The 19,440-nt window shown below is 52.3% G+C and carries 12 protein-coding genes and 1 pseudogene; 12 read left to right on the forward strand and 1 reads right to left on the reverse strand.

The annotated features are described in order from the left end of the window. From E8L22_RS12535 to E8L22_RS12560, 6 genes are all read left to right on the forward strand, one after another. A complete protein-coding gene (locus tag E8L22_RS12535; protein ID WP_136525491.1) occupies positions 1 to 1,797 on the forward strand; it encodes a TnsD family Tn7-like transposition protein in 1,797 nt (598 codons plus the stop codon). After that, positions 1,794 to 3,428, forward strand: coding sequence for a TnsD family Tn7-like transposition protein (locus tag E8L22_RS12540; RefSeq protein ID WP_136525492.1), 1,635 nt, complete (start codon positions 1,794 to 1,796; stop codon positions 3,426 to 3,428). Before E8L22_RS12535 ends, E8L22_RS12540 begins: the two co-directional genes overlap by 4 nt. Further along, positions 3,418 to 3,783: an SANTA domain-containing protein gene (locus tag E8L22_RS12545; protein WP_136525493.1), complete on the forward strand. Its 366-nt coding sequence runs from the start codon at positions 3,418 to 3,420 to the stop codon at positions 3,781 to 3,783. The genes E8L22_RS12540 and E8L22_RS12545 overlap by 11 nt, the downstream gene beginning before the upstream one ends. 65 nt (positions 3,784 to 3,848) lie before the next feature. Continuing rightward, entirely contained in the window at positions 3,849 to 4,115 is a 267-nt protein-coding gene (locus E8L22_RS12550) for a hypothetical protein (protein ID WP_136525494.1), read from the forward strand. Positions 4,116 to 4,251: 136 nt separating this feature from the next. Continuing rightward, on the forward strand, positions 4,252 to 6,201 hold the full coding sequence (locus E8L22_RS12555) for an ATP-dependent nuclease (protein WP_136525495.1): 1,950 nt from the start codon (positions 4,252 to 4,254) through the stop codon (positions 6,199 to 6,201). Next, complete coding sequence (locus E8L22_RS12560; protein ID WP_136525496.1) at positions 6,198 to 8,120, forward strand: UvrD-helicase domain-containing protein; 1,923 nt, start codon at positions 6,198 to 6,200, stop codon at positions 8,118 to 8,120. The genes E8L22_RS12555 and E8L22_RS12560 overlap by 4 nt, the downstream gene beginning before the upstream one ends. A gap of 215 nt (positions 8,121 to 8,335) precedes the next feature. Here the strand turns inward: E8L22_RS12560 and E8L22_RS12565 are convergent. Next, positions 8,336 to 8,554 (reverse strand): annotated as a pseudogene (locus tag E8L22_RS12565) (IS3 family transposase); the annotation flags it as partial. A gap of 255 nt (positions 8,555 to 8,809) precedes the next feature. Between E8L22_RS12565 and E8L22_RS12570 the strand changes: the two are divergent. The 6 genes from E8L22_RS12570 to murJ all read left to right on the forward strand — a co-directional run bounded on the left by E8L22_RS12570 (position 8,810) and on the right by murJ (position 19,428). Beyond that, positions 8,810 to 12,637, forward strand: coding sequence for an SIR2 family protein (locus E8L22_RS12570; RefSeq protein WP_136525497.1), 3,828 nt, complete (start codon positions 8,810 to 8,812; stop codon positions 12,635 to 12,637). Positions 12,638 to 13,197: 560 nt separating this feature from the next. After that, the gene (locus E8L22_RS12575; protein WP_162604826.1) at positions 13,198 to 14,655 is read left to right on the forward strand and encodes a GumC family protein; all 1,458 of its coding nucleotides are present in this window, start codon (positions 13,198 to 13,200) and stop codon (positions 14,653 to 14,655) included. Between the two features lie 33 nt (positions 14,656 to 14,688). After that, positions 14,689 to 15,426, forward strand: a complete 738-nt coding sequence (locus tag E8L22_RS12580) for a tyrosine-protein kinase family protein (RefSeq protein ID WP_246044682.1) — start codon at positions 14,689 to 14,691, stop codon at positions 15,424 to 15,426. Between the two features lie 31 nt (positions 15,427 to 15,457). Then, positions 15,458 to 16,564 (forward strand): glycosyltransferase, encoded by a 1,107-nt coding sequence (locus E8L22_RS12585; protein WP_162604827.1) that lies wholly within the window; start codon positions 15,458 to 15,460, stop codon positions 16,562 to 16,564. A 24-nt stretch (positions 16,565 to 16,588) separates the two neighbouring features. Then, positions 16,589 to 17,845, forward strand: coding sequence for an O-antigen ligase family protein (locus E8L22_RS12590; protein WP_136525501.1), 1,257 nt, complete (start codon positions 16,589 to 16,591; stop codon positions 17,843 to 17,845). Between the two features lie 2 nt (positions 17,846 to 17,847). Next, complete coding sequence (murJ, locus tag E8L22_RS12595; RefSeq protein WP_136525502.1) at positions 17,848 to 19,428, forward strand: murein biosynthesis integral membrane protein MurJ; 1,581 nt, start codon at positions 17,848 to 17,850, stop codon at positions 19,426 to 19,428. Positions 19,429 to 19,440 lie beyond the last annotated feature (12 nt).

Here is a 19,440-nt window from a genome sequence, read left to right on the forward strand (position 1 = left end):
ATGTTTACTTATCTCCCGGAACCATATGAAGACGAACTGCTTTTCAGTGTCGTGGCAAGACATCTTGCCTATAGGGGAAGCAGGAACACTATAAATATAATTTCTTCGCTCTTTGGGAGAAAATGGGAGCACAACGTCGGCCTTCCAAGAGGCTTGTCAATTGTTGCCGAGCAAACGTGGCCTTTATGGCAGATGACTGGACGTGACATTGCCATAGGTTTAACAATGTATCCTTTCTATGTTGCATTCCTCCCACCAGATGAAAAAGACAGAGTGATGGAAGCCATACTTTATAGAAGTCGTTCCGAACCTGTCATGTATCTCACAACATTAATGCCTAAAACTTTGCGTATTTGCCTAAAATGCAGAGCAGAAGACCTACAGAGCAAACAGGAAACGTATTGGAGACGAAGTCATCAGATTAAGGGGATCGTTTTATGCCCAATGCATGGCGAAGAACTCGTCAACAGTGGAGTACAGAGAGATCACAAGCTAGGCCATTTCACTGATGCAACAGACGCAATTAATGCTGTTGGAGAGCCGACTCTCCAACTGAATTTTCAAGAACGAAAGCAGGCGTGGGCGCTGGCACGACGGTGCCAGATGATACTGAATGGCCGACTGGAAAAACAGTGGGGGGGCGCCACGCCTTCTTTGTATAAAAAGATTGCGATTGAGAAAGGTTTTTTCCAAGACCGCTCAAGTGACTTAGAAAAATTTGTGAAAGCTTTCCAAAAGATGTACAGCATCCAGTTGATGGCCACTACAGAGCTACCTCAAACCTCACCCACAGCCTTGTGGCTAAAAAGAATTTTAAATCCGCATCAACCGTACGTCTTTCAACCTATTGCACATGCCGTTTTACAAGAATTTTTATTGAACGTACCTCAACAAGCGGTCAGCACTGAGCTATATGGCAATGGCCCTTGGAAATGCCCTAACCCATTTTCGAAACACAACGATCCACTGCCTATAAAAAAAATCAAGATGGTGCGGGACGGACGTACAGGTAGGCCCATCGCACAAGGAAGATGCTGCTGCGGTTTCTACTTCTCTTTCTTTGGTACTGAGAAAGCTGACGCATCTATGCCTATCGTTCATAGAATACAGCAGCACGGGCCAACATGGAAGCGAGAGATAAATCGCCTACGTAATGCTGGTTTCACCGTAACGAGAGTATGCAAGCAACTAAACATAAATGTGAGAGTGTTCTATTCGATCCAAAGAGGAACCAAATTTCAAGAACACCTTCAATCTCTTAGAAAACAGTGGCAAGACATTCTCGTCCATACAGAAAGCAAGAATATTACTGAAGCTCGACGCCAAAATCCGCACCTATATCGGCAACTTAAAAGACGCGACCCTTGTTTTGTTTATCTTTCAACCAAAAGGAAACCATTCTCACATAAGAAAAGGAATATGGCAGGTTATTGGAAGAATCGTGACACAGTTTTGAGTTCACAGCTAAGAACAAAAGTTCGTGAAATAATGGAGTTGAAACCGCCTGTTCGAGCAGCAGCTACTACTATACTGAGCAAATGTGATTTTTTAATGATTTTCAACATCCATCGCCGTAACCTGCCAATATGCGAAAAAACGCTTAAAGATGTGGCCGAGACCGCAGATGCCTTTCAAAAAAGACGTCTTAAGTACGTGCTAGAAAGGTCAAATAATGAAGATAAGTCCTTAACAAAAAGCCAACTTTTTCAGAAAGCAGGAATTAGGCGAAAGGAGGATAAACAAAGACTAGAAAGTTATATTAATTCATTGCAATCAACACAGAGGAAGCAGAAATGATCCGGCCACGATTCATTTACCTTCCTTTCCCATATCAAGACGAACTGCTTTATAGCGTGTTAGCACGATACTGCTCCCGGTCCAATCAAAGACCTCATAAATTAGCATGCCTCATCTTTGATAAATGTTTTGTTATTCTCCGCGCTGACCTCCCGTGTGCCCTTTCTGCAGTGGCCCGGAAAACCAAGCCGACATGGGGAATGACCGCAGAAACCATCCTGAAAGAACTGACCCTCTTCCCCTTCTACGAGCCGTTTCTACCAAAACCAGTGCGAGATAATCGAATGCATGCTCTTCTTTTGGGGCCATGTCGGTGCAACATAGGAACCAAAGCTTACCGTGTAAAATCACCTATATTTTTACGCTTGTGTGTGAAGTGCGCTGAAAGCGACCGGGAGGAATTAGCAGAGACCTACTGGCGCAGGGTTCACCAGTTACCCGGTGTAATCGTCTGTCCGCAACACGGTACACCACTCGTTTCTACTTTGGCGCGTATTCAGCCAGGTCGTACCGAATGCGTAGATGCATCGTCGGCTACGTTTGGCAATACTGAACCTCTGGACAATCTTGATATAGAAATCATCCAGATGATTGCAATGCGGTGTAAGGATGTCCTATTTGGCAAAAAAAACGAATGGGATGGCAAGACATCTGCCACAGACTACCGCGACGCTGCTTTGAAAAGGGGAATTCAGAGACTACCTGGCATTTGTTCACCCAATTTGTTTGTTGAAAAATTTCTCGCCCACTACGGAGCTCCTCTGCTCACGAAACTTGGCATGCTGGGGGCCGAAGGCAAGGCACCTTGGTTAAGGAACATGTTTCAGAATAACAGCAAGCAAATCTTCCATCCTATCGAGCACATACTTGTACAGCTGTACCTGGAGTCTTTGCCAGAGGTAGCATCAGCATATCCCTTCGGGCTAGGTCCATGGATGTGCCCCAACCCCTACGCCACTCACACAGAAAAATACCCTATCCAAAAATTGTCGATAAGGAGCAGGCAGGATAAGACCTATTATGGTCGTGCCAAGTGTTCGTGCGGTTTCACCTTTACTACCCATGGAACGGAAAGGGATAACCCTAGAATGCCAGTTGTGGAACAAATATCCTCGTACGGCTGTACCCGCTACCTGTACGCACAAAAATTATTGAGAGGAGGCTCTAGCACTGATCAAATCGCCAAGATACTTAAGGTTAATCCTTGGTATTTACAGTGCATTCTCAGAGCCGGAAGCAGGAAATGTGAAGATCCGCGAGGTAAGATCCTCAAAGCACGGGAAGAGTGGCTGGACCTCCTTAAACAGGACCCAGAGTGTCGGGTAACTGTCGCTCGAAAGAAACATTGCGGTTTGTACCAGTTTTTAAGAAAGTACGACAGGGACTGGCTTCTCTGTCAGAAGGTTCCTCATAATGCTCACATTGATTGGCAAAAAAGAGACGTTGAGTGGAGCAACCTGATCGCCACCACGATGAAAACGCTAGGCCAAGGAGTTGCCAAGACGACCATTGCCAGAGTTGCAGGGCTAAATCTCAGAATTTTCAACCAGTTTGGAAAGCTGCCATTATGCGAGCAAGCCTTTAATAAAGCGAAACACTGCGGCAAAAGGAGACAAAACGATGAAAAATGAGAAAGATGTCCTAGAGGAAGCTGGCGGAAGCATCTGGAAAACACCACCGGTGTCAGAACAGCCATGCGTTTACCTCACACGATGGTCTGTGATGGAAACCCAAGATGGGGCACGCCATTTGGTCGGTTACAACTCCGACAATTTCGAAGGCCGTGTAAGCACGCCTATCAAGAGCTTCGACTCCGTCACAGCTCGTGTTATCACGCAATCAGGTAGAATTTATGAACTTGTAGGCCCGCCTGGCTATGATCCTGACGCGGACTGGGTTTGGGCAAGATATGCATCAGCGATGAAGATTAAATGGCGTGACGTGACAGATGAGTTTTCTCAGTACTGCCCGAAAAGAGAGGCGTAGAAACTGTGATATTCTGGCTGCCACCAGTGGCTACTTTGCCGTAACCCATCCTAATTGAGGTCAAAATGAGCACTAATAAAAGAGAAAAAAAGAACGTTTCTCGAGTGTATCTTTCACGACGGAACCTACTCACGCTACTGTCAAAGCTGGATCGCAGAGCATCAGGCCAGCAAACAGCATGTACGATAGTAAAACGCGACAATGCCAACCGCCTTTACCCACAAACAATGAAAAATATTGAAGTCATTGCTGTTGAAGATGAAGAATATTACAAAGAGAGGGATCCAGGTCCTGTACTTGATGTAGATACCCCTGCACGAAAACGGTCATGAATCCTATATATTGCACTTACGGAATACTGCGAATGGGGGAACGCCGCCGCTTAAATGCTGTATTTGAATAAATGTTCATGGTATAAGGCTTATGTCTACTGTGGCTACCTTCTAGGTCCCCAAAAAGGAGGGCATATTGTACCTGCACCGCATCTACGCCGAAAATTTCCGTGCCTTTGGTGATGGCACATCTTCTCCAGTCTTAGACTGGGAATTGAATAAAGGCCTTAACGTCCTCATTGGCGAAAATGATGCAGGCAAGTCAGCAATAATAGACGCAATCCGACAAGTCCTATGGACGACAAGCTTCGAAATAATCCGCATCTTAGATTACGACTTTCATGTGGCGGGTGCTGATCGCACTGACACTCTCATCATCGAGGCGACTCTTAAGGATCTTTCTCCTGAGCAAGAATCAGCAGTCCTAGAGTGGCTAACTTACGAGACGGACGGGTCGCGTAGCCTCATCTTGAACCTGGAAGCCAGGAGGTTACCTCCCCAAGGCAAACGACGCGGACGGGTGCAGACGGTTGTCCGTTCTGGAAAAAGCGGGACTGGCCCTGAAATCGGTTTTGCAGTAAGGGAGCTTGTACGGGCTACATATCTTCGCCCCCTTCGAGATGCTGAGGCTGAACTCAAGCCCGGCCGTCAGTCCCGTCTTTCCCAGATTCTAGGGGCCCACGAGAAGATAGCGGAACATGAAGAAAGTGATTTTGACCGTTCTGCCCCAGAAACGGTCCCCAAAACGCTTGTTGGCCTTATGGAGCATGCCCAACACCACATCGGGGAGCACCCAGTTATCTCTGAAGTCGCGGGTGACATAAACGAAAACTACCTTAGCCGAATGAGCTTTGCCGGCGATGAACTGGCGTCCGCGATTCGCCTTGCGGGTGACACGAATCTCAATCAGATTCTCCAGCGATTCGAACTCACTTTGCTTCCGCCTGGGAGCGTTGCACCAAACGAACATTGTCAGCGGGGCCTCGGGTATAACAACGCTCTGTTTATGGCCACCGAATTGGTGCTGCTCCGCAGCGGGGAAGAATTAGGGTTACTCCTCGTGGAGGAACCTGAAGCCCATCTGCACCCGCAGTTGCAGGTCAGGGTTATGGAGCTTTTACACCAGCCTCCGCAGGCTGATGAGTACCAAGTGCAAGTGGTGATGAGTACTCATAGTCCAACCCTTGCTGCTGGTGGCAGGATAGAGTCGATGACTCTGGTGCATAAGGCAAGGACATACCCTCTACGGGCCAACTGCACACGCCTGGCTGCTTCCGATTATGAGTACTTGAGACGTTTCATTGACTCGACCAAGTCAAACCTCTTTTTTGCCAGAGGGGTAGCGATTGTAGAGGGACCTGCCGAGGCATTACTGCTTCCTGCTATCGCAGAAATGGCAGGTATTGCATTTTCTACTCACGGAGTTTCCATCGTCAATGTCGGGGATGTCGGACTCTATCACTATGCCCGGATCTTCCAAAGAAAGAAGCCTGAAGAATTTATACCAATCCCGGTAGCATGCATCACAGACCGAGATATCGTTCCAGACATTGCCAACAGCTACGTGGGAAAACCAGCCAAAGGGAAGCGCTTCCATAGCGATTATACTGAACTTGAGGCAAAGGCTGTCGTCACGCGCAAGATCGAACGAGTCGAGTCACCTGATGACGAAGGCGTAAAGGTATTCGTGTCCGATTTCTGGACCCTTGAATACGATTTAGCAGAGGCTGGACTGGCTGAACTGATGTATCACGCCATAGCACTGGCGCGAAAAACCAGTGAAAAAGGGCTGGATGAGGCTACTGAAGCCACGATCCTGGCAGACGCTGCAACAGAATGGGCGAAACTTCTGGCGATGAAACTTCCCACGGAAACTCTCGCGGCCATGATATACCAACCGCTTTATGAGAAGGACGCATCAAAAGCGGTGACCGCACAATACGCAGCGAAATTGCTGCGAACGGGCAAGTACGGAACTGGGAATGATCTACTTGAGTCGCTCCCTAGGTACCTACAGGCCGCCTTAGTTCATGTCACAGGTACTTCTTTAGAACAGATTCCAGGTGCCCCTGGAGAACTGCCATGACGATCCCAGTTATCGAACAGGCTGATTTAGAGCTTCTGGCCACAGCCTATCCTGATCTGGATTTTACAGATCCAGAGCGGCAAGCTGTTTTGCTAGAAAATGCGACCAAAGATGTCCAGGCAGCTCCGGGCAGCGGCAAAACAACACTATTAGCAGCAAAGCTCTTCCTCCTGTCACAGAAATGGTGCCATAGTAATCGTGGGATATGCGTCCTTAGCCATACAAATGTGGCAGGAGAAGAAATCAAGAAGCGCCTCAGCGTCACCCCCACAGGCGCTAAGCTTCTTGACTACCCACATTTCATTGGGACAATTCACGCCTTCGTCAATCATTTTCTGGCCTTGCCGCTTCTTCGGAGCCAAGGATCATCCGTCGATGTCATAGATAACGATATATTTGCAGCACGCGCCACCTCTCTCCTGCCAAGAAAATTCAAATTACATGAATGGGTAAAACGCAATCCGAACCAAGGTCCGGACGCCATAAAAACACTCCATTATGAAGGTGCTGATTTGAAACTGGCGTGGGCGACCGGTAAACTACCAGGTGAGGGCTCAGCCTCCCACCGTTTAGCCTATGATCTAAAAAACGATCTCGCAGGACGTGGGGTCTTCTGTCACGATGACATGTTTGCCTTTGCAGAGCGGCTCTTGCGACAGTGGCCTGACATCACAAAGAGACTATCCTGGCGATTTCCACTCCTGCTCATAGATGAAATGCAAGACACGAGTTGGGCACAAGAGGACCTTCTAACCCGCCTTTTCGACGATACTGTTGTAATACAGCGATATGGAGATCGCAATCAACGCATCTTGAGTTCAGCGAAGGACTCCAATAAGCTCAGTTTTCCGAAGGCTGAATTCTTGAGTGTAAAGACAACAAAACGATTCCCGAAATCGATTGCAGAAGCGGTGAGTGCAGTCCAAGAACATGGTGAGGCAGTAGAGGCTGCCCAGCGTCATAACGCACCCTCGCCGGTGCTTATGCTTTACGAGACGCCATCAGCAACCTCGGTTATCGAGCAATTCGGCAAGATAGTTCTAAGAACGTTACCGGACGAAACTTTAAGACTGGGGGCGGTAAAAGCAATTTGTGCTCGTAAGCAAGGCGCCGCAAACGCGGACCCCGGACGGCACCTTATGGATTACTGGCCATCCTACATGCTCACGGGGCCCGCGGTAGCAGGGGAGGAAAGCGCATTTCGGTTGCTTTCTGCCCCCCCAGCTATGGGGGTATCACATCTCAATCTCGATCGCAGAGCCCGCGACGTGAAAAGGGCAATTCTTCTGGCTTTAAGAAAAGCCGGAAATAAGGCTGTCGCAGATGTGAGAGACGCATCCGGCCTTATACGAGCCCTTGAAGCTGCAGGTGAGGACTCCTCATCTGTTCGGCTACTGTGTCACGAATTGGCAGTCGGACGAGGACATGCGGTTGATGCTACGAGTTGGTCTGCCACATTGGATTTGATGTATACCAGACTCACCCCTCTACTGCCGGCCGGCTTGAATCGCATCGGTTTCCATGCCCTTCCCATCTTTGAAGTCCCCCAAGCGACCCCAACAGCGGCATTACCTGCTAATGAATGCGTGGCTAGAGTAGGCGACCGACAAGTCCGCGTGCAAATAGGGACTGTGGCATCGGTGAAAGGCGAAACCCATGTGGCAACCCTCGTCCTTGAAGCACATGGCGGCCTTGCCCGCTGCTTCGATCTGCAAACAGCGCTAGGCAATATTAGCGACGGAAACCGGATTGACGCGAGGACAACGGACACAGTGAGGGGGCTCTATCGAAATCTCTACGTAGCCATGTCACGTCCGACACACTTACTATGCTTGGCTATGAATAGGGATAGAGCCAAAAAACAACACGTCGACAACTTGGCTGCGAAGGGGTGGACTGTTGTGATTGTCCCGCCATAACATCAGCCCCTATGAACGGCAGACACCGTAATTCAAGCGGCCATTCGCGCCTTGTCATGAGATATGGACGTTTCAAAAGGTGCATAGGATTGCAGAGCGGGAACTGTAAAGCACGGTGCGCAGACGGCGGAAACCACCATCCATTTTCACACCATCACTATGTTTACATCGCGATGTAAACGCTCAAGGCGCCTCCCCCTCACAACAAGAGATTGATAGGAGAAGCTGATGTCATTAGCTGAACTGCGTCGGGTGATCGCCACCCCTCTGAGCAGGTAAGGATAGATCTTGTGCTCTGGATGCGGACGGCTGGTGTTGGGTCCCGGAGCCATCCCTGCGAGGCCCAGAATGCGCATCAATCGCTGTATTCTCTTACGGTTGACGATGTGCCCCAATTGGACCAGAAACACCACCATCCGTCGACTGCCGAAGAACAGAAGCCGAAAGGCTATATGGCAACAGAATAACAGGCTACTCGATACCAACTGTAGAATTCCGAGCCGTTCCAGCGCCTTTCCTTCAAAAGCTTACGGTATAACAGCTACGATTTCCGTATATTCAGCAGTTTACTCGGGACGTAAAGTCTTATATAACGTCGTTGAGTCCGTTGAGTTACTGCAGAAGAAACATGGAAAGCGGTTAATATTTTTTTCTGCCCCATAACCGTCCCGAATGCGGAGTAAATAGAAATGCGATTCCTTGCGAATGGTCCTTCTATACCAGATGAGCTCCTGGTTGCCAGAGATGAGGGACGAGTCATTTTTTTCTGTGGTGCAGGCGTGTCTCGTGCTCGTGCAGGGCTGTCAGATTTTTTCGGATTAGCTGAAAAAGTGACGGGTAACTTGAGGGTCCCCGCCGGCAGTCCGATACGAAAGCTGATTTCCGAAGCACGAGAACTTGATGAAAGGCTTGGAATTAGCGGACTTATTTCTGCGGATAGGATTTTCGGGCTCCTCGAGAGAGATTTTCTCGTTCGCGAAATAGAAGCATCAGTCGCAAGGGCACTGAAACCAGAACCTGATGTTGACCTTTCGGCACATAAGATCATACTCGATCTGGCTAGGTTCCATGATGGGAAAACGACGCTAGTAACGACCAATTTCGACTTGCTTTTCGAGTCATGCGACACTTCAGTCCCCTACCACAAACCACCTCGTTTACCTGACCCGCAGTATACCGATGCCTTTGAAGGCATCATCCACCTACACGGACATGTCGATAGTGAGTATTGCACCTCGTCTGACGGCTTCGTATTATCAAGTTCTGAATTCGGTCACGCTTATCTGGCGGATGGCTGGGCCACCGAATTTATCCGCTCCGTTCTCGAACGATACACAGTAGTTTTTATTGGCTATGCTGCAGATGACCCACCAGTACTATACCTACTGGAGGCTTTGAACAGGCATAGCAACGCTTCATACGTAATGTATGCCTTCCAGGCTGGTTCCCCAGATACTGCGGAAGCAAAATGGCGTCATAAGGGTGTCACTCCCATACCCTACGAAGAGGCTGGCGGCCATAAAAGCCTGTGGGAAACCTTGGGTGCTTGGGCTACCAGAGCAAAGAACCCAGATCAATGGTATGAAGATGTGATAGATATGGCCAGGAAAGGTCCCGAGGAACTACTTCCACATGAACGAGGGCAGGTGGCTCATGTTGTATCAACCCTTGCAGGGGCAAAAAAGTTCGCTTCTTCTGAAAATCCCCCCCCTGCCGCATGGCTATGTGTTTTTGACCCCCTCCTTCGCTATTTAAAGCCAGGCTATCTTGGGTCATACATAGACCGAGGTCCATATTTTGATCCTTTCCAGGCTTTTGGATTAGATAGCGATCCGAGACCTTCGGAAATTGATCCTGAAGATTACGGAGCCAAACGAGAAGTGCCGAAGGGTGTATGGGACTGTTTTGCTATTACTAAGCCTGACAGGCAGGATCTTGGTGAGGGGAATTTCGCTACATTAAGAGGCCATTATTCAATCAATACAGCTATTTTGCCTAATAGATTACGGCAAATAGGCCTTTGGATAGGGGCCGTTTCATACCAGCCAGCGGCACCTTGGTGGGCATCTCATCAAACTGGAATACACCCCGATATACAAAGGCATGTAAGATATGAACTTGAGCGAAGGAAGCTAGATTCCACACCGGAAGTCCGGCGGGCATGGCGCTACATTTTTGCGGGATGGAAGAGCCCGAAGAAAAATTACCATGATTGGTTTCAACTAAAGCCATCCATCGATCTTGATGGTTGGTCGGACGCTGCCGTAAGAGAAGTTGCCTTAATTTGGCGACCATACTTAAGCATCGGATGGCCTTATAGCAGCGGTCCAAAACCACCTTCCACCACTGAAGATATCGACTTTAGACATTTGGTAAATGCAACGGTGGAGTATCCCGATTTCCATGAAACGTTGGAGATACCCAACGAACATCTTCTAACCATTGTTCGTGAGTTTAGAAAGAATCTCGAATATTCTGTATCCCTTGAAAAGGAGCTCGATACCCTCTGTTTTCTCTCCTTGTGCCCAATAGAAGCTGACCCGGATCTGGAAGGTGAATCATCCGAGCGGCATTACGGACTCTCACGGCTATTTCTCTTTTATGTCGAACTTGTTGATCGACTCACTCGATTGGACCCGAAAGCAGCGAAACGCGAGGCTCTGGCATGGTGGCAAGAGGATGAAAAAATCTTCGCTCGCTTACGAATTTGGGCCGCCGGTCGGCAAAGTCTCTTCTCCACCATAGAAGCTGGCGAACAACTTTGTAGCCTCACCGATGAGGTCTTTTGGGATAGTTATCACCAAAGAGACCTTATGCTTGTTCTTAGCCAGCTATGGAATCAATTACCGGTCCGTTTCCGAAAACGGCTTGAGAGAAGATTGCTTCGGGGACGTCGGCGTTGGACGGGGGAAAAAACAAGTGAGCACCGCGTTAGACGTGCCTGGAATATTTTAAACCGCATACATTGGCTCTCTGACAAGGGCTGCAAATTTAGTTTCGATATTGAAAAAGAATCGCTGAAATTACAGGATTTAGCGCCAGAATGGCAGCAACAATATTCAGCCAAGGCTGCGGCGTCCTTCGAAGGCCGTGGTGGAACTGTCGCTACCGATACAGACTATATAGAACTTCTCAACGAGCCCTTAGCCACTGTTCTCGATAGAGCTAGAGAGCTGAGTGGGCGATTCTCTGAGCGACTAGTCACCAAGGATCCATTCGCCGGCTTAGCTGCTGAGCGGCCTATTCGTGCCTTTTTGGCACTTAAGTTCTCAGCTAAGAAAAGCGGGGAAATGCAAGAATGGGCATGGAAAAAATTCCTATTTTCCCCGGCCAGAGAGCATGACAGACCACGTTTCTCTGCCTTAATTGCCCGTAGACTGGCAGCAGCGGGCGCAAATGCTATTGCAGGACTGACATATGCGATATCTGATTGGTTTGTGAAATCTTGTCAAACTCTTTTTAGTCGGGACCAAGAGGGATTTGAACAATTATGGTCTAAGATACTGAATGTGCTGGGGATAAACGTTGCCGTTGCTAAAACTGCTCTCGTCGGGGGGAATAAAGAACGAGCGTGGGCTACCGAGGCATTGAATTCCCCTGTCGGAAAACTGGTACAGGGCATAATGTTGCATCCATTGAAAGAAAACTTGGTTGGAGGGAAAGGGCTGCCTTGTAAATGGACGAGCTATGCTGAAGACCTACTTGCGCTGCCTGATGACCATCGACGCTATGCAATCGTAACTTTTACGTACAACCTCAGTTGGTTCTTCTTTATTGATCCAGAGTGGACGGAAAAACATCTTCTTTCTGCTCTCGAGGGCGACAAGGAGGATCTAGAGGCATTCTGGGCTGGTTTTTTCTGGGCCGGCAAAGTCCCAGATATCAGTCTTTACATTCGGTTAAAGCAGGCTCTATTACAACTTGCATTAAAAAGGCCGCTAGTAGAGAAACGGGAGGCTAGCACTCTTCCGGCAATTCTTCTAGCCGGTTGGGCAACCTTACATCCTGGAACGGACGAGCGCCTTATCACAAGCGAAGAGATGCGTAATGTCTTGCTTTCCGCGGGTGATTCCTTCAGAGAGCAGGTACTCTGGCATTGGGAGCGGTGGTGTTCTGGTGGGAAAAATCCGGCGTGGAAGGCAACTCTCCCTCTATTCCTTAAAGAGGTTTGGCCACGACAGAAACAGGCAAAGACCCCACGGACATCTGCAAGGCTTTGTGACCTAGCATTCTCGAGTGAAACCGACTTTCCTACCATTGCCGACGCCATCTTACCACTGATAAGCAAGATTGATGTGGAAGAAATTATTTTCCCTCATCTCAGAGGTGCTAGTAACCAAATAGTCGAGAAATACCCGGAGGGTACCCTCACACTTCTTTGGGAAATACTCCCTGAAAATGCAACGAAATGGCCGTATGGGCTTGGTGAGGTCTTATCGAAACTTGGTGAAGCGAATTCGTCTCTGACAAGCGATAACCGTTTGGCGTTATTAAAGCATCGATGGAACAACAGGTAACCCTTTGGCAGTGTAGTTTTGGCACTGAGAGGGGGACGCCCCTGCGTTATGCGTTCCCGTAACCACACGGGCGTTAGCCTCCGTTACCCAAAACGTAAGGACTTTATTGTCTTGGGAAATGGCCCTTTAATGATGGGAACAGGGAAAAAGTAAGGACTTTGCATTAGGCACGACGGGACAGCTATCACCGAAAACCAAATACCTAGACCATCTTTTTGTTAAGGACCTAATTGCCTCCCGACACGTCTCTGTTGTCGTATCGCCCCCCTACCCCTTTTCCCCCCCCTAATGCCTATAGTGGCCGAGCTCCGTGGTCCGACCACGTTCTTCGTCATGACGACCTTGTTCTTCAACGACCGCGTTCTTCGTCCTAGCGACCGCGCATCACTACGCTCTCCCCTTCGCAGAAATTCTTAGCACCCTTCCACCTGAGGCCCAACTGTTGACACCGTAACCAGAGGGGCTATCATCTTCGCTGTCTTAAATAAAACTAACCCATAGCATTTAAGCCAGGCGGTCCCACTGCGACATCGGATCAACCCAAATCCAGGGAAATGATTATGAAAACCGAGGAAACCCAGATCAGACAGGATGCGGCTTTCAGCGCCAGAGACCTGCTCGTCATCCTTTTCCGGTTCAGATACAGGATGCTGATGGCGTTCACAGCGACGACCCTCGCACTGACCGCGCTCCCCCTTTCAAAGCCCCCCGTCTACGAAGCGAAGTCCACGCTGCTTATCAAGATCGGCAGGGAGTTCCGCAACCGTACCGAGGTGGACGGTGGCAGGCAGTTGACGATCAGCCAGGACGGAATCATCAATTCCGAGATCCAGGTCCTGACCAGCCTCGATTCCGTGAAGAAGGTGATCAACACCATAAAGCTGGAAAACCTCTACCCGGAACTCCTCGACCTCCCAGACCAGAAAGACAGGCTGGAGGCCGCAGCCTTGAACTTCAACCGGAGTCTCACGGTGCAGGAGGTTAAGAATTCCAACGTGATAGAGATCTCCTTCAAGCACCAGAATCCCCAACTCGCAGCTCTCGCGGTGAACCTTATGGTGGAGGCCTTCAAGGAGAAGCATCTCGAGGTCTTCAGCGATGCGGATACCGCATTCATCGAAAACCAGTTGGCCCGCTACCAGTCGAAACTCCTCGATTCGGGCAACACGCTGCAAAAGTACAAAGAAAGTAACGGCATCGTTTCGCAGGAAGAGCAGGCGCGGCTCCTGCTTACCAGATCAGCTTCGATCGAGAGTGAAAAGATAGAAGTAGAAAACCGCATCAATGCGCTGGCAGCCCGTGTTCCCATCCTCAAATCCAGAGCGCAAAAGGTGCTGGCGTTGGGTTCAACCGCCTCGGAACCAGGGACTCAGAGGCCGATGGACGAGGCTGAGGCAAAGCTGCTCAACATGCAGCTGGAAGAGGAGCAGTTGCTGGCAAGCTATCCCGACTCAAGCCCGCTGGTACCGATCGCCAAAGAGCGACTGGCAGCGGTGAAAGCATCGCTTAAAGAGCTGGAAGCCAGAAGAAATCGCAGGCCGGGAGAGGCGGACCCGGCGTACCGGAGCGCAGAAGCGGAGTTGGTCAACGCGGAAACCGAACTCAAGGCGCTGAGGGCAAAGCTTGTCGCGTTGCAAGAAGAAGGTAAAAGCGTGTCCCAGCGAATTCAACTGTTGGAACAGAGTTCTGAGGAAATCCAGAGGCTGAAACGACAGCAGGAGATCGATGAAAAGAACTACCAATCATTCGTTGCCCGTGCGGAAGAGGCCCGCATCTCCAACGCCATGGACAGACTTAAGTTAGCCAATGTAAGCGTGATACAGAAGGCCAGTGTTCCCGTTGAGCCGGTAGAGCCCAAGGTCTTGAAGGTTCTGTTGCTGGGCCTGGGCCTCGGCCTCGCGGCAGGGGTCGGGCTTGCCATCGTGTCGGAGTTTTACACCCCCGGTCTCGCCACCCCTCAGGCGGTGGAAAGGCGTTTAGGACTCAAGGTTCTGCTGAGCATACGGCAGCGGCTCTAGCCGCCAAGCGATGTCAAAGGAGCGAGATTGAAGATGATCCATTGGCCATGGCAGCACGACAAAAAAGTTGAGCCGGAGGCCTGCGATTGCCAGGAGCAGGGCGCCGGGCCGATGAAAAATGCGGATAGCTGGGGCAGGTTCACGACGGACACGGAGATGCTCACGCTTTGTCGCAGCATCGACAACCTTGTGCCGGCGCACGCCCCGAGGGTCATCCAGTTCATCGGCATCAAGGGCAAGGAAGGCGTTTCCACCGTGGTCCGCGAGCTTGCGGTTGCGGCGACTCGCATGCTCAAGAAGCGGGTTCTGATCCTGGATGCGGCACACCACGCCCCTTCACAGCACGCCCACTTCGGACTGGATGAGCCATATGGCTGGATCGAGGCAATGGCAAATGGGGAGCCGGTGACCAGGGCCTGCTATCCGGTTGAAGCGGAGGAGCAGTCCCTTCATCTGGCACCGATAGCCCCCAAAGCTTCACTCCCCCATTGGTGCGCGGACGGCGCGACACTCGCTCCACTTTTTCGCGGACTCAAAGAGAGCTTCGATCTTGTCCTGATCGACTCGGCACCTGCCCTACTCTCTGCCGATACCCTCGCCACCTGCCGGTTCTGCGACGGGGTGATCCTGGTGTTCGCCGCGGAAGGGAGCTGGCGTCTAGCTGAGGCCGCGAAAATGAGGATCGCCGAGCATGGAGGCGCCATCCTCGGCGTGGTCTTCAACAAAAGGACCTTCCACATCCCCGAGTGCATCTACAAGCGTCTGTACTGAACGGCTGCAGTTGGCCTACCGGAGGGAACCGATGCAATGGAAGCTGCCACTGACCGTGCTTTTCGCCCCGATCGAGCGGGCGATCAGTTCACGATGGCCCATCCAGGTGCTCTTCGTGGTGCGGGGTGATCCCCTCGACGCTCCGAGCAGCAGGTACCGCGTCTTCCAGTACCTCCAGGATTTCGACCGAAACGCCATCTCCTACCGCGTCGTGAAGCCCCCCAGGCGCAAGAGGGTCCATTGCCACCTCTGGATTCCGTGGTTTTGGCGCACCTTCTTCTGGGGGCTACGCAGCAGGTCCATCTTCATTCAGAAAGACATCTTCTGGCTTCCGTTGTGGAGTTTCTTCAAAAGGCTCGGCAAAAGAGTCCTCTACGATTTCGACGATGCCGTCTTCGCCGAGCAGCCCGGGCAGGTTTACAACCTGCCGCTGGAGCGCAGGCCCGGGTGGGAGACGGTAAGAGAAATGGTGCGTCTGAGCGACGTCACCATGGTCGCTAACGACTACCTCGCAGGTTTCGCCCGTCCCCATGGGGCGAACGTGATGGTGGTCCCCATGGTGCTCGACCTTGAGAGTTACCCGGTAAAGACACATCGCCCAGCTGCGAAGGTGATCATCGGGTGGATCGGGTCCCCGCAGACATCAGGGTTTCTGGAGCTGGTGCAGGTTGCCTTGGAGCGGCTCGGCGAAAGGCTGGGCGAGAGGGTGGAAATAAGGATCGTAACCAACGGCGAGGTGGCGCTGCCTCGTGTGCCCCATACCCGCATGAGGTGGGAGGCAGCCAGGGAGATGTCCGATCTCCTCTCCTTCGACATCGGTATCGTGCCGCTGCCGGAGACCCCCTTCACCCTCGGAAAGAGCAGTTTCAAACTCCTCCAGTTCATGGGGTGCGGTCTTCCCGTCGTCTGCTCACGGATGGGCTTCAATGTTGAGGCGATTAACGACGGGGAGAACGGTTTCCTGGCGGACGGTAGCGAGGAGTGGTGCGAGAAGCTATCGCTGCTGGTAACCCACGAAGAGATGAGGCGGGCCATGGGGGCTCAGGCGCGCCGCACGGTCGAGGAAAGATATTCGCTGCAAAGCCAGGCCCCCGTGGTACGTCAGGTAGTGATGCCCGTCGATGCCAGACCGGCGTAGCGGCATGGCAACCGGGGCATAATCATGATCAAGCCGATACTATTTCTCGCCATCTTCGCCATCCCGATCTCCATAGACTACACGCTATTCGAGCCGTCCAGGGACGCGTTCAGCGGATGGGCCGGGGGGATGCTGCTTACCCTGTCGGACCTGATCTTTCTGAGCCTGCTCGTGGCATGGAAGCTTGAGACCCTGCACCTCCCCCGCCCCCGCACGAGGATCGTCTTCTGGCGCCCGATCGCCTTTTTCATCGCAGCCTGCCTGATCTCCGTCCCCGGCTCGATCTGGTCCGTCTACGGATACATCGCCGTGTTCCAGCTCGGAAAATTGGCGCTGATATACTACGGCATCAGCCGGGTCGTGCTCCAGGATCGCAGGTACATCCCGATCGCCTGCTCCGCACTCATCGCCGCACTCTTCTTCCAATCCTGCCTGGCGACCGTGCAGTTCGTCACCCAGGATTACTACAGCTTCCTGCGCACCGGATCCCATGCCGCTCTCACGCGCTTCGGCGACCTGATCCGCAGCCATGGCACCATCGGGGTCCCCAACGCGCTCGCCGCCTTCATCATCCCGGTTCTGCTTCTCGTAGTGGTGAAGTTGCTTCTTGATGATCAGGCAAACCGGCCAGCCTACTTTTTCATCCTCTGCATCGGCTCGGCGGCCCTACTTTTCACCTTCTCCCGGAGCGGCTGGTGCACCTTCGCTCTCAGCGCTTTGGCCCTTTTCGTGCGCAGCGCCCGCTTCAAGCGCCCCCCACCCTACGTCTACCCGCTGCTGGCGATAGGCGTCGCCGTGGTGCTTTTGTCCGGCATCGTCGACTCACGCATTTCCTCGGACGACCAGGGGTCCGCCCAGGACAGATGGTATCTGATGCTGATCGCCGCCCGGATGATCCGCGCCCACTTCGTGACCGGTGTCGGCATAAATAACTACTGGTTCGCCATGAACCACTACATCCCCCCGGATTACGGTTGGTCTTTCGTCTATGTCGTGCACAACGTATTTCTTTTGGTCTTCGCCGAGACCGGCATCATAGGGTTCATCGCCGTCATCCTTCTGTTCGCGACGCCGGTTATCAGGCTTTACCCGCTTGCCCGGAGCAGCACCGACGAGCAAGGACGCCTCGCGCTCTGGATCGTCACCTCCATCGTCGGTATCGCCTTTCTGAACCTGGTCGAATTCACCTGGGCCTCATCGATCATCTGTTCCTTTTATTTCCTGATGCTCGGACTGGGTGACGCCCTGGTGAACACGGCAGAAGGCGCCGCCAAGGAGTGATCATGAATGACACGAAGGGACAACAAAGACGCGGCGTGCGGCGCCTGGTGCACTCATCGGCGGGGATCACCCTCTGCACGCTTCTCTCCACCGCCATCGGTTTTGCCACCCAGGTGATCCTCGCGTCCTACTTCGGCACCACCGAACAGATGGACGCCTACCTCGTTTCGCTGACCATCCCGGCCATGGTGGTGGCGGTCTTCGGCGGTTCACTGAACTACACCTTCATCCCCGTCTTCGTGGAGAAACTCTCTTCCGGGGAAGAGTCCGCGGCGTGGCGCATAGTGAACGACATGTTCAGCATCTCCCTGATGGTGCTCCTGCCGATCACCTTGTTGAGCTCCCTCTTGGCGCTGGACGTCATCGGGGCGACTGCTCCCGGACTCGCCAACTCCACCAAGGGAGAGGCTGCCTCCTTTTTCCGTGTGCAGACGCCGGTTATCGTCTTCTCCGGCCTCTCAGCGCTTCTGGGCAGTACCTACTATGCCCGGAAACGCTTTCTCTACCCCGCGTTCGCCCAGGTCGCAAACAGCGCCACCATCCTGCTCGTCGTCTCGCTTTTCGCCAAGGGGTTCGGCATCAGGGCCGCCGCATGGGGAGGGCTTGCCGGCAGCGCGCTCGCCTTTTTCATGCTGGTCCCGGTGCTGCGGCACATACCGCGCTTTCGTCTCTCCCCTTTCCCCCTGACCCAGGGCACCCGCAGGGTGATCAGGCTCATCATGCCCCTTTTATGCGGCGCGCTCTTCTACCGGGGAGACGACCTCATTCAGCGCTTCATCGCCTCCTCGTTCACCGCCGGAAGCATCTCCTCGCTTGCCTACGCCTTCAAGCTGGTAACCACGTGCAGCAGCCTGGTCGTCTCGGGGATATCCATCGTTTTGCTGCAGCACGTCTCCGAGCTCGCCTCACGAAAGGAGGAGGGTGAGATCGGCGGCACCTTCGGCGGTACCTTCCGCTGGCTTACCTTCTTCATGATGCTGGTGATATGCTGTGCCGTGGTGAGCGGCGAGGACGGGATCGCCGTTCTTTTCCAGCGGGGCAAGTTCGACGCAGCCTCCTCGCACCTCACCTGGCAGTGCCTCGTTCTCTACGCCGGGGTCATGTACGGCGGCGTCATCGGCGCCATCACCACTCCCGTCTTCTACGCCTACAAGGACACCATGCTGGTGGTGAAGGTCGGCATCGCCGGGGCGCTCCTGCAACTCGCCTTCTCATTTCTTCTCTCTAGAATCTGGTCGGAGCTTGGGCTACCCCTGGCCTATTCCCTCTCGAGCCTTGCCACCATTTCGGCCTTCCTGGCGATTCTGAACCGCAAGTACGTAGCCCTCCCCTTGCGTGAGATGGGACGATCTCTTCTCACTTCTGGGCTCGCGGCGGCCGTCGCGATGCCGTTTTTGCGCCTTGCGGGAAACGCCTTCCTCCCTCCCCTCGCCCCGCTGGCGAGGCTTGCCATCATGGTTCCCCTCACCTCCCTCGCCTACCTCACCCTGGCGATACTCCTGAAAAATGAAGAGGCCATGCAAACCGCACGGGGAGCCGCCATGATGCGGCAGAGAAAACCCGCGCGCTCCCTCCTCAAATGAAGAATTTCGGCT

The organism is Geomonas ferrireducens (genome assembly GCF_004917065.1).
GTDB classification, from domain to species: Bacteria; Desulfobacterota; Desulfuromonadia; order Geobacterales; family Geobacteraceae; genus Geomonas; species Geomonas ferrireducens.